Below are 10,769 nucleotides of genomic sequence, written 5' to 3'. Positions count from 1 at the left end.
CGACTACGGCTGGGACGTCAACAAACAAGACCTGAAGGGGAACTAACGCCATGTGGCCTTATGTACAGATCAACAACTTGAACCAGATGCAGGGGCCGGTGACCGAAGTCGAGCGCCACCTGCTGTTTATCGGCAGCGCCGCCAGCAACACCGGCAAGCTGCTCTCCCTCAATACCCAGTCCGATTTTGACCAGCTGCTGGGCGCCGCTGACAGCGAGCTCAAGGCCAACCTGTTGGCCGCACGCGACAACGCCGGCCAGAACTGGACCGCCGCCGCATACGTGCTGCCAACCGACCAATCCTGGCTGGATGCAGTGCGGGGCGCGCAGCAGACCCAATCCTTTGAAGGTGTCGTGGTACTGGGGCAAGCATGGGACGCCGCCAGCATCAACGCCGCCCACGCCCTCAACCAGGAACTGATCGCCAAGTGGGGGCGCTGGCAGTTCATGCTGCTGGCGGTGCCGGGTATCAATGCAGCCGGCGAAGGCGCCCAAGACTGGCCCGAGTACGAGGCCACCCTGGCTGCCCTACAGGAGGGCATCAAGGCCGATTCGATTGGCCTGGTGCCGATGCTCTGGCCAAACCTCATCGGGGTCTATGCCGGACGCTTGTGCAACCGGGCGGTGAGCATCGCCGACAGCCCGTGCCGGGTGAAGACCGGCGCCCTGGTCGGCCTTGGCAACAAGCCGGTGGACAAGGACGGGATCCCGCTACCGCTGGCCACCCTGCAGACCCTGGAGCAGAACCGCTACTCGGTGCCGATGTGGTACCCGGACTATGACGGCCTCTATTGGGCAGACGGGCGCCAGCTCGATGCCGAAGGCGGCGACTACCAGGTGATCGAGAACCTGCGCATTGCTTACAAGGTGGCGCGCCGGACCCGTATCCGCGCCATCGCCCGCATCGGGGATCGCTCGTTCAACTCCACCCCGGGCAGCACCGCCGCCGCCATCACCTACTTTGGCAAGGACCTGCGCGAGATGGCCAAGGCCACCACCATCAACGGCCAGCCGTTCCCGGGCGACATCGCCTCCCCCAAAGAGGGCGACATCAGCATCCAGTGGACTGCCAAGAACCTGGTCTCTGTCTATGTGGTGGTGCGCACCGTGGACTGCCCCAAGGGGATCACCGTCAACATCATGCTCGATTTGAGCCTCAACAACGGGGAGGGCTAAGCAATGACCCGCCGTATTTCCGGTGCCAGCTTTGACACCACCCTGATGGGGGCCATGGTCCACGTCGAAAAGGCCAGCCTCTCCATCACCGACAACAGCGCCGTGGCTCAGACCCGGGGCGTGCCGGATGGCTATGTGGACGGGGACGTCTCGGCGGAGCTGGAGTTCGAGCTCGACACCAAGAACCTCAAGCTGCTGGCCGATGCAGCCAAACGGGCGGGCAGCTGGCGCGGGATGGAGCCGGACGATGTGCTGTTCTACGCCGACACCGGCAGCGACCAGATGAAGGTGGAGGCCTTTGGCGTCAAGCTCTTGGTCTCCGACCTGCTCGACGTCGATCCCAAGGGCGGCAGCAAGAGCGTGCACAAGGTGAAAGGCTTTGTGACCTCCCCCGATTTTGTTCACCTCAATGGCGTGCCGTACCTCTCCAAGGACGACACCCGCCACCTGCTGGGTTAAGGGGGAACAGTGGACGATATCGACCGCGCCAACCAACACGCCGCCCGCATGCTGGCCGCCAACCTGGCCAAACAAGTGGGCAAAGGGCGCTACCAGGGCATGAGCCTGCATCAGTGCGAGGAGTGCGACGACCCGATCCCCGCGGCCCGTCGCCACCATGTGCCGGGGGTGCGCCTGTGCGTCCCCTGCCAGACCCGCCTTGAACGGCTGGCCCGCTAACCCGAGCAACGGACATGAACGCCATGCCTCATAAAGACCCCGTCATCGGTGCCATGCTGCTGGCCTGGTTGATGGACAACCTGCCCACCGTCTATGGCACCGCCCTGGCCGTGTTAACCGCCTGGCTGCGCATCACCTATGGCGGGGGCAGTGGCCGCCGCCGGCTGCTGGAATCCGTCCTGTGTGGGGCGATCACCTTGGCATTTATCAGTGCCTTTGGCTGGTTCGGGATCCCGGGGGAAGCGGCCGGCTTTGTCGGTGGCATGGTCGGCCTTATCGGTGTGGAGACCATTCGCGGTATTGCCGAACGCTGGCTCAACACCAAATTACCCAAGGAGTGAACAGACGTGATGACTGATCAAATGCAGATCCACAAAATCAACGAGCGCCTCAAGCTGGTCAACGCCGACTCGCTGGCCTACCTCACCACCTTGCCGTCCCACAGCCTGGACCTGGTGGCCGTCGATCCCCCTTACTACCGGGTCAAAGATCTGGACTGGGACAACCAATGGCCCAACGTCGAGGCCTATCTGGATTGGCTGGAAGCGTGCGTGATTGAGTTTGCCCGCATCCTCAAGCCCAACGGCTCGCTCTATCTGTTTTGCAGCCCCAGCCTCAATGCCGACATCGAGCTGCTGGTGCGCAAGCACTTCAACGTGCTGAGCCACATCGTCTGGGCCAAGCCCTCGGGCGTGTGGAACCGGGCGGACAAGTCGGCCTTGCGCAACTTCTGGCCCGCCAGTGAACGCATCATCTTTGCCGAGCAGCTGGGGGCTCACGGCAGTGCGCAAGCCAGCGGTTATCGCCAAGCCTGTCAGGCCTTGCGTGGCCAGGTGATGCAGCCACTGATCGACTACTTCCAGCAGGCCAAGGCCGCCTGCGGCATCTCCAACAAAGAGATCGATCAGGCCCTGGGCTGCCAAATGGCGGGCCACTGGTTTGGCCGCAGTCAGTGGAGCCTGCCAAGCGAAGCGCAATATGCCCGCCTGCAAGCCCTGTTCGCCCGCAAAGCCCAAGCCCTGAGCCGGCCCCACCGCGAGCTCAAAGAGACGTACCAGGGACTGCATCGCACCTATCAGACCCTGGTCGCCAGTTATGACCAGCTCAAGGCCGAGTACGAGCAGCTGCGCCGCCCGTTCAGCGTCACCAAAGAGGTGCCCTTTACCGATGTGTGGACCTATCCCTCGGTGCAGGCCTACCCGGGCAAACACCCCTGCGAAAAGCCCGCCGCCATGATGGAGCACATCGTGCGCACCAGCAGCCGGCCGGGTGACGTGGTGGGGGATTTCTTCATGGGCTCTGGTGCAACGGGCAAAGCCGCCTGGCGCCTCGGCCGCCGCTTTATCGGGGTGGAGCTCGAAGCCCCTCGGTTTACCCAGACCTGCCAGGAATTTCAGACCCTGGTCAGCCAGGAGGATACCCACCATGGCGCGCAGTAACTGCCACCCGCAAGTGGCCGCCTTTCTGGACATGCTGGCCTATGCCGAAGGCACCAAAGGGCTCGGCGATGACGGATACGACAAGCTGGTCAACCCGGCGGGGTTCTTCACCGACTACCGTACCCACCCGAATGTGTCCGTCATCGTCAGGCCTGGCTTGGTCAGCACCGCAGCTGGGCGTTACCAGCACCTGTCACGACACTGGCGCCACTATCAGATGTTGCTGGCGCTGCCGGACTTTGGCCCCGAGTCGCAAGACACCTGGGCCATCCAGCTTATCCGCGAGCGCAAGGCGCTGGCCGATGTGGTCGATGGCCGCATCCCCCAGGCAATCGCCAAATGCGCCAACATCTGGGCCAGCCTGCCGGGCGCGGGTTATGGCCAGCGCGAACATCGGCTTGCCGACCTGCTGGCCAAGTTCACCGAGTTTGGCGGGGTGCTGGCATGAGCACGTTCATCCGGCTGTTGCCGACCCTTATCGGGCTGGTGATTGGCACCCTGCTGTATGTCCAGGGGGAGCTGCTCACCCGTCGCGCTCAGGCGCTGGCCACCGCCAACGAGACCATCACCACCCTGCAGACCGCCAACGACCAAATGGCCACCGAGTTCAAGACGCTGCAGCGCGAAGAGAGGGGGCTGCGCAAGTTGCTCACTCACCAGAACGCCGCCCTGACCGAGCTCGACCAACAACAGAGGAAAACTGCCGATGACCTGCAACACGCCCTGGCCACGCCGCCGGCGGGCCGCCCGGACTGCGCTCGCGAGCCTCTGCCTGTTGGCGCTCTGCGCCTGCTCCAGCCAGCCAAGGGCACTGGTGCGCACCCAGGTGGTCAAGCGGCTGCCACCGCCGGGGCTGGTGCCCCACTGCCCGGAGCCTGAATTTAACGGCACTACCTGGGGCGAGGCCGTGGCCTTTATTCCCACCCTGCAGACGGCCCTGCGCCGCTGCCAAACCCAACTCGACACCCTGAATCAGTGGATTGAACAAGAGGAAACCACCCCATGAGCAAGCAAACCATCACCCTGACCATCGCCGGTACCGACATCTGCTTTGAGCCCACCCTGGTGGCCTACAACAGCTACATCAACGACCTGGCCATGAACGACAAGGTGGCACCGGCCCACAACTACCTGCGCAAGATTGTCAGCGCCGAGCACAAGGAGGCACTGAGCGATCTGCTGGCCCTGCCGGGCGCTGCCCTGCAGCTGACCGCCAAGATCAACGAGGAGTTCGCGCCGGCGCTGGATATCACCGTAAAAAACTGACCGGGCGCGCCGAGGCCATCGAGCGCAACCAGCTGGAACAGGTACTGGCGCTGCGGCGCCACTACCTGCCCCACGAGGAGGATGACCTCGACAGCCTGGCCCGCGCCCTCTGGTTTGATAAGCACGCCCGGGACACGCTCGCCTTTGCCGTCGCGCAGGGGATAGCCAAAGCCTTCAACGGATAAGAGACCCCTATGGCCTGGATGGAAAAACTGATGATGCAGGTGGCACTGGTGGACAATGCCACCAAGCCGCTGGCGGGCATCAACACCCAGATCGACCAGATCAGCAAAGCGGGTCGGCAGGGGTGGACCAACATGGCCATGGGCACCACCACCGTAGTGGCCGGTGCCATGGCGATCCAGAACGTGCTGGGCCCGGCTATCGAAATGGATCGGGCGCTGGCCGAGGTGGCCTCGCTCGACGTGCATGAGAAGACCCTCAAGCAACTCTCCGACACCGCCCTGCAGTTCTCGGTGGACTATGGCGAATCGGCCAGCGCGTTTGTCAGTGCCTCCTACGATATTCAATCCGCCATCGCAGGGCTGGAGGGCAACGAGTTGCCCACCTTTGCCCGCGCCTCCGGCGTGCTGGCCAAGGCCACCAAGGCCGACACCGCCACCATTACCAACTACATGGGCACCATGTACGGCATCTTTGAGCAGCAGGCCGTGCGCATGGGCAAAGCCAACTGGGTAGAGGATGTGGCCGGCAAAACCGCCACCGCGGTCCAGATGTTCAAGACCACCGGCCAGGGCATGACCGACGCCTTCAAGGGCATCGGCGCCAACGCCACCGCCGCCGGCATTTCGATGGATGAGCAGTTCGCGGTACTCGGTCACCTGCAGGCCACCATGGGTGGCGGTGAAGCCGGTACCAAGTTCAAGTCGTTCCTGGCCGGGATTGGCAGCGCCCAGAAGGCGCTCGGCCTGCAGTTCACCGACTCGGCAGGCAACATGCTGCCGGTGCTCGACGTGCTGGACAAACTCAAGGCCCGTTATGGCGAGACCCTGACCGTCGCCGGCAGTGATGAGCTGAAAAAGGCATTTGGCTCGGATGAAGCGGTGTCGATGGTGAAACTCTTGATGAGCAACACCAAGGCGCTCTCGAGCAGTATCAATGCCCTGGGCAACACCCACGGCATGGGCAAGGCCGAGCAGATGGCCGCCGCCATGACTGACCAATGGCAGCGGGTCGAGTCGGCCTGGTTTGCTATTCGGGCCGCCGCGTTCGGGGCGGTGCTCCCTGCCATCAACCAGGTGGTGGGCGCCTTTGCCGATGGCGCCGACACCGTGCTGCGCTGGACCCGGCTCTTTCCCCATCTGACCAAGGCGGTCAGTTACGCCATCCTGGCCATCGTCGGCCTTGGCATGGTGACCGGTACCTGGTTGCTGCTGGCGGGCCTGGCCAAGCTGGTGACCCTGGGCTGGGGCATTGTCATGACGGGGCTGCTCGCCCCGCTCAAACTGCTGCGCGGCGCCATGGCACTGATGCGCACCACCGTCTTGTTGGTGAACCTCGCCATGTACGCCAATCCGGTGTTGCTGATCGTGGGCGGCATCCTCGCCCTGGTCGCGGCCGTGGCGCTGGCCATCGTCTACTGGGACGAGCTCTATGCCGCCTTCTCGGTGCTGACCAGCTTTGAGCTGCTGGGCGCCTTCTTCAGTGGGCTGGCCGAGACCTTTGGCCCCCTCGCCTCCCAGGCACTGGTCCCCATTGCTGACACTTTGGGGATCATCGTGACCTTGCTCGGCCAAGCCTGGGACTGGCTCGGTTCCTTCTTCGGGGCCACCGAGCGCGCCAGCCTCGGGGTCGATAGCGTGACCGATGCCGGCCGGCGTCTGGGGTCCGTCCTTGGCGCGGTGTTCGAGGCGCTGCTCACCCCCTGGCAGTGGATCATCAAGGCCATTCGCTACGCCCTCGACTTGATGGGGATGATCCCGGGCATCGATATCGACACCAGCAAGCTGGTGATGCCGGACCTGAGCCTGCCCATGAGCGCCCAACTGCTGGCCCAACCGCAGACAGAACGCATCAACGCCCCGCTTGCGCGCTACCGCCAGCAAGACCAGAGCGCGGTGCCCACCGGTGGACTTGGCCAGCAGTTGATCCAGGCCAACGCGGCCGCGACCACGGCCAACCAGAAACCGGCCAAGGCCCTGCACATCGGCGAGGTGCACATGCACAACCAAAACCCGATGACGCCGGAGCAGATGGCCGAAAACGCCTGGCTGGAGACCAAGTGATGAATGAGCACCTGACCCACAACCCCAAGTACATCGACATCCTGGTGGTGAACGGCGCCTGGCAGCTCGATGCCGGCGGCCAGCCCCGCACCACCCAGGACCGCCACAGCATCGGCCAGGACATCAAGCACCGCATCATGGAATCGGGGCTTGCTCGCAAGCTCATCGGCGAGCGCAGCCCGACCCTGCGCAGCGACGTGATGACCGAGATTGAATTGCTGGTTGAAGACGATGAGCGGCTGGTGCCCGGCACCATCCTCATCCGTGAAGAGGCCCCCGACCGGATACTGGTCACCGCCCGCACCTATGAATTCGGCGAACTGGAGGTAACCCTGTGAACCTGCGCCCGACCGTGGACTTTATGGCCCTGCTGGCCGAGACCGGCGTCCCGACCACCGAGCAGGCCATGGAGGCCGAGCTAAAACAGGAGGTGGTGGCCGCCGGCTCCCTTATCACCAATGACAGCGATGTATCACCCTTCTGGCGGCTGGTGCGCGGAGTAGTCATCACGCCGGCGCTCTGGCTGGTCCGCACCCTGCTGGCCGGTCATGTGCTGCCCAACACCTTTGCGGCCACCGCCACCGATGCCTATCTCGACCTCAAGGCCTGGGACGTGGACCTGACCCGCAAACCCGCCCAGACCACCCGGGGCCTGGTCAACTTCATCAAAGCCAATCCCAGCGAAGCGGTCACCATCCCGGCCGATATCTGGGTCACCACCGAGCGCATCAACGGCACCATCTACCGCTTGCGACCCCTGCAGGCGGTGGTGAGCCCGGCCGGCGAAGCGGTGGCCCGGGTGGTGTGCGAAGCAGAGTTCGCGGGCGCCGCCTGGAATCTGGCGCCGGGCTATTACAACCTGCTGAGCGAACCGGTGACCGGCATCCTGTCGGCACGCAACGATGACAGGGAGTGGATAACCACCCAGGGCGCCGATGCCGAGGGCAACGACGCCTTGGGCCTGCGCATCCAGAACCAGTTCTCGGCAGTGGGGCGTTATCACATCGACGCCATTTACCGCTCCATGCTGGCCAGCGTCGCCGGCATTCGGGCCGACCACATCTTCTTCGAGCACGAAGCCCCCCGCGGTCCGGGTACCGCCAATGCCTACATCCTGCTGGAGGTGGGTGCCACCCCGGCCAGCCTGATTGACCAGCTCAACGACTACGTGGGCCGCCAGGGCAACCATGGCCACGGCGATGACCTGTTTGTGATGAGCATCCCCGAGACCCAGCACAGCCTCACCCTGGCGCTCTGGCCCCAGCCCAACCTCAGCGCCGAGCAGAAGGCCGCACTCAAGGCCGGTGCCGAGAACCTGGTCAAGGCGGCGTTTCGTCAGTCGGCGGATTTTCCGAGCGTGACCCGCACCTGGCCGCGATCGCGCTTCTCGCTCTCCCAACTTGCCCGCGAGCTGCACAGCCAGTTCCCGCAGCTGCAGAGCCTGCGCTTTGGTGAAAGTGACATCGTGTCGGGGCTGGCCATCCCGCGCCTTGGCAAACTGGTGGTAACCCTGCATGACTAAGCCGACCCCGCTTGAACACGGCCGGCAGGCGCCGGTGCTACCCGATGCCAGCGCCCCCTGGTGGGAGGACGGTTACACCATCAGCCCCGCCCACGCCGAGCCCGGGTTCTTGGCCCGGGGCATCAACGCCTTCTGGCAGCGGCTCAAGGGGTGGCTGTTGCTGCCACTGGCCCAGCAAGACCCGCTGACCTGCTCTGAATCTCTGCTCTCCTTGCTTGCCTGGGAGCGGGACATCGCCCGCTTTAACGGCGAGCCCATCGCGCTCTTTCGCAAACGGGTCAGGTTCGCCTTTGTGAACGCCCGGGACGCCGGCGAGGTAGCGGGCTTTAAGCGCATCTTCGAGCGCCTTGGCATCGGCTGGTGTGACATTCACGAGCGCCAGGCCGGCACGCCCTGGGACGTTATCACCATCGAGGTGACCGACAGCGCCATCGCCAACAACCAGCAGCTGATGGAAACCCTGATTCAACACTATGGCCGCACCTGCCGCCGCTACCGCTTCCAGGTGGTGTACCCGGTCACCGGCACTCTGCGCACCGGTCGCATCGACATGAGCCAGCAGGTGTTCGGCGCAACCCTCAAGAGGACAGCATGAGCCAAATCATTACCAACGCCTTTGCCAACTACCTGCAGGCGTGCCTGACTACCCAAGCGCCGGTGGTGCTCGATGAGTTCGTGCTGGCCAATATCCCAAACCTTGACCCGAGCAAACCCATCAGCCCCACCCAGGGATTGCCGCCGGCGAACCAGATTGTGCACCGGCGCGCGGTGGACCAGCGCGGGCGCATCAACAACGATGCGGTGGCCTACACCATCGTGATGGACACCACGGTCGGCGATTTCAGCTTCAACGCTCTCTACCTCATCAACAAGGCCGCTGGTGTGGTGGGGATGATTGTGCACAAGGGGCTGGAGACCAAGCTCAAGACCAATGAGGCCACCGGCCAGACCGGCAACAGCCTGGTCAAATCCATGCTGATGGAGTACGACCTCGCGCCGGATGCCACCGCCACCCACGTGGACGCCAGCACCTGGCAGATTGACTATGCCGCCCGCCTGCGCGGGATGGACGACGACCTGCGCTTGCAGGCGCTGCAGTTCTTCGGGCCGGCCACCTTCTACGGCAACGGCTTCAACTTGGTCAACGAATCGGGGGTCTACAAGGTGCAGCCCGGGGTGGCCTACGTGGGCGGCCTGCGGGCAGAGCTCAACGAGGTCAAGAAGGTGACCCCGGGCGCCAAGCCGGTGGGGCTCTGGCTCGATATCTACCGGGCAGGCTCCCTGCTCGATGCCTGGGTGAATCACTTTACCCTGACCTTGAGCGTGCCAGACCTGGTGGATTACCGGGATGCCAACGGCCATCAGCACCATGTGGCCAAGGTGGCCATCATCAATGCCAATGGCAGCGTCACTGACGTGCGCCGCAAGCGCACCATTGAGCTGACCGGGGATGTGACCGGCAAGGGCATCCTGGAAGATGCCCAGGGCGTCACCATCGCGGTGGAGATAAAGGACGGCAGCCACCGCCACAAGTGGGGCGAGCTCGACCAGGTACCGGCCACTGCCAGCCGCTGGCCCAGCTGGGCAGAGGTGACCAGCAAGCCGGACCTCGCGGCGGCCAACCACACCCACCCCGGCTCCTGGCTCAATCCCATCAACTTGAGCACGGAGGACCTCGACACCCTCAAAGAGCCCAAGGTGTATGCCCAGCATGCCAACGCCAACACCTCGGCCGCGCGCCACTACCCGGAGAACAGCGCAGGGGCGCTGATTGTCAGCAGTGGCGCCGGTCCCCAGCAGACCTACCTGGTTTACAACTCGAGCAGAGTCTGGCGCCGGGCCCAATACAGCACCGGTGCCTGGACTCCCTGGACCCGGGATTACAACACCGGCAACAAGCCCACGCTGGCCGAGCTGGGGGCCGCGGCGGCCAGTCACGCCCACCCCTGGTCCCAAATAACCGGGGTACCGGTGCACGCCACCCGCTGGCCCACTTGGGCAGAGGTCAGCAGCAAGCCCGCCACCATGCCACCGGCGGCGCACACCCATCCCTGGGCGCAAGTGACCGGTGCGCCGGCCACGGCCACCCGCTGGCCCGCTTGGGGCGAAGTCACCGGCAAGCCTGCCACCATGCCGCCGAGTGCACACACCCACACCGCGGCTCAAGGCAACGCCGATATTGTGGCCAGTGGCTGGGGACAGGTGGGCTCATATGCCATGGCTTGCTGCATCGCCTACGTTGGGGCAAAAACGGCCGGCTACGTCATTGCCGGCAGCAACTTGAAACTGGCCTGCGGCTCTGACCAATGGGCGGGGCGAGGGGCCACCTTGCCCGGCACCTGGAAACTGCTCGGCTATATCGTCGGGGATGGCAAGGACGGTGGCTGGAATAACTCAACCTGGATCCGCATCAGCTAAGGGACATCTCATGAGTATCGACATC

Annotated in this window: 15 protein-coding genes; all 15 read left to right on the top strand. The window is 64.3% G+C overall.

Going from position 1 to position 10,769, the window contains the following annotated elements; all coding sequences use genetic code 11:
- The first annotated feature begins 50 nt into the window (after positions 1-50).
- The 15 genes from AACX78_RS21910 to AACX78_RS21845 are packed head-to-tail and all read left to right on the top strand — an operon-like array spanning position 51 to position 10,744.
- Complete coding sequence (locus AACX78_RS21910; protein WP_159167636.1) at positions 51-1,175, top strand: DUF2586 domain-containing protein; 1,125 nt, start codon at positions 51-53, stop codon at positions 1,173-1,175.
- A gap of 3 nt (positions 1,176-1,178) precedes the next feature.
- On the top strand, positions 1,179-1,634 hold the full coding sequence (locus tag AACX78_RS21905; RefSeq protein WP_159167635.1) for a phage protein: 456 nt from the start codon (positions 1,179-1,181) through the stop codon (positions 1,632-1,634).
- A 9-nt stretch (positions 1,635-1,643) separates the two neighbouring features.
- Positions 1,644-1,853: a TraR/DksA family transcriptional regulator gene (locus AACX78_RS21900; protein ID WP_159167634.1), complete on the top strand. Its 210-nt coding sequence runs from the start codon at positions 1,644-1,646 to the stop codon at positions 1,851-1,853.
- A gap of 23 nt (positions 1,854-1,876) precedes the next feature.
- Positions 1,877-2,194, top strand: coding sequence for a phage holin, lambda family (locus AACX78_RS21895; RefSeq protein ID WP_159167633.1), 318 nt, complete (start codon positions 1,877-1,879; stop codon positions 2,192-2,194).
- Between the two features lie 9 nt (positions 2,195-2,203).
- Positions 2,204-3,292, top strand: coding sequence for a DNA-methyltransferase (locus AACX78_RS21890; RefSeq protein WP_236556392.1), 1,089 nt, complete (start codon positions 2,204-2,206; stop codon positions 3,290-3,292).
- Positions 3,279-3,740, top strand: a complete 462-nt coding sequence (locus AACX78_RS21885; RefSeq protein WP_159167632.1) for a glycoside hydrolase family 24 protein — start codon at positions 3,279-3,281, stop codon at positions 3,738-3,740. Before AACX78_RS21890 ends, AACX78_RS21885 begins: the two co-directional genes overlap by 14 nt.
- Positions 3,737-4,171 carry a hypothetical protein gene (locus tag AACX78_RS21880; RefSeq protein ID WP_159167631.1) on the top strand — a complete coding sequence of 145 codons (435 nt, stop codon included), beginning with the start codon at positions 3,737-3,739 and terminating at the stop codon, positions 4,169-4,171. The genes AACX78_RS21885 and AACX78_RS21880 overlap by 4 nt, the downstream gene beginning before the upstream one ends.
- On the top strand, positions 4,068-4,298 hold the full coding sequence (gene lysC / locus AACX78_RS21875; protein WP_236556391.1) for an Rz1-like lysis system protein LysC: 231 nt from the start codon (positions 4,068-4,070) through the stop codon (positions 4,296-4,298). The genes AACX78_RS21880 and lysC overlap by 104 nt, the downstream gene beginning before the upstream one ends.
- On the top strand, positions 4,295-4,558 hold the full coding sequence (locus AACX78_RS21870) for a putative phage tail assembly chaperone (RefSeq protein WP_098983604.1): 264 nt from the start codon (positions 4,295-4,297) through the stop codon (positions 4,556-4,558). The genes lysC and AACX78_RS21870 overlap by 4 nt, the downstream gene beginning before the upstream one ends.
- Positions 4,555-4,743 carry a DUF6890 family protein gene (locus AACX78_RS22195; protein ID WP_373966038.1) on the top strand — a complete coding sequence of 63 codons (189 nt, stop codon included), beginning with the start codon at positions 4,555-4,557 and terminating at the stop codon, positions 4,741-4,743. Before AACX78_RS21870 ends, AACX78_RS22195 begins: the two co-directional genes overlap by 4 nt.
- A gap of 9 nt (positions 4,744-4,752) precedes the next feature.
- The gene (locus tag AACX78_RS21865) at positions 4,753-6,804 is read left to right on the top strand and encodes a phage tail tape measure protein (protein WP_159167630.1); all 2,052 of its coding nucleotides are present in this window, start codon (positions 4,753-4,755) and stop codon (positions 6,802-6,804) included.
- On the top strand, positions 6,804-7,142 hold the full coding sequence (locus AACX78_RS21860; protein WP_159167629.1) for a DUF2590 family protein: 339 nt from the start codon (positions 6,804-6,806) through the stop codon (positions 7,140-7,142). Before AACX78_RS21865 ends, AACX78_RS21860 begins: the two co-directional genes overlap by 1 nt.
- Positions 7,139-8,326, top strand: a complete 1,188-nt coding sequence (locus AACX78_RS21855; protein ID WP_159167628.1) for a baseplate J/gp47 family protein — start codon at positions 7,139-7,141, stop codon at positions 8,324-8,326. The genes AACX78_RS21860 and AACX78_RS21855 overlap by 4 nt, the downstream gene beginning before the upstream one ends.
- Positions 8,319-8,921, top strand: coding sequence for a phage tail protein (locus AACX78_RS21850; RefSeq protein ID WP_159167627.1), 603 nt, complete (start codon positions 8,319-8,321; stop codon positions 8,919-8,921). The genes AACX78_RS21855 and AACX78_RS21850 overlap by 8 nt, the downstream gene beginning before the upstream one ends.
- Entirely contained in the window at positions 8,918-10,744 is a 1,827-nt protein-coding gene (locus AACX78_RS21845) for a phage tail-collar fiber domain-containing protein (protein WP_236556390.1), read from the top strand. The genes AACX78_RS21850 and AACX78_RS21845 overlap by 4 nt, the downstream gene beginning before the upstream one ends.
- Positions 10,745-10,769 lie beyond the last annotated feature (25 nt).

This window comes from Aeromonas sp. 9A (assembly GCF_963900955.1).
Taxonomy (GTDB): Bacteria; Pseudomonadota; Gammaproteobacteria; order Enterobacterales; family Aeromonadaceae; genus Aeromonas; species Aeromonas salmonicida.
The sequence above is the reverse complement of the archived record's forward strand: the minus strand, read 5'-3'. Positions and strand labels throughout refer to the sequence as shown.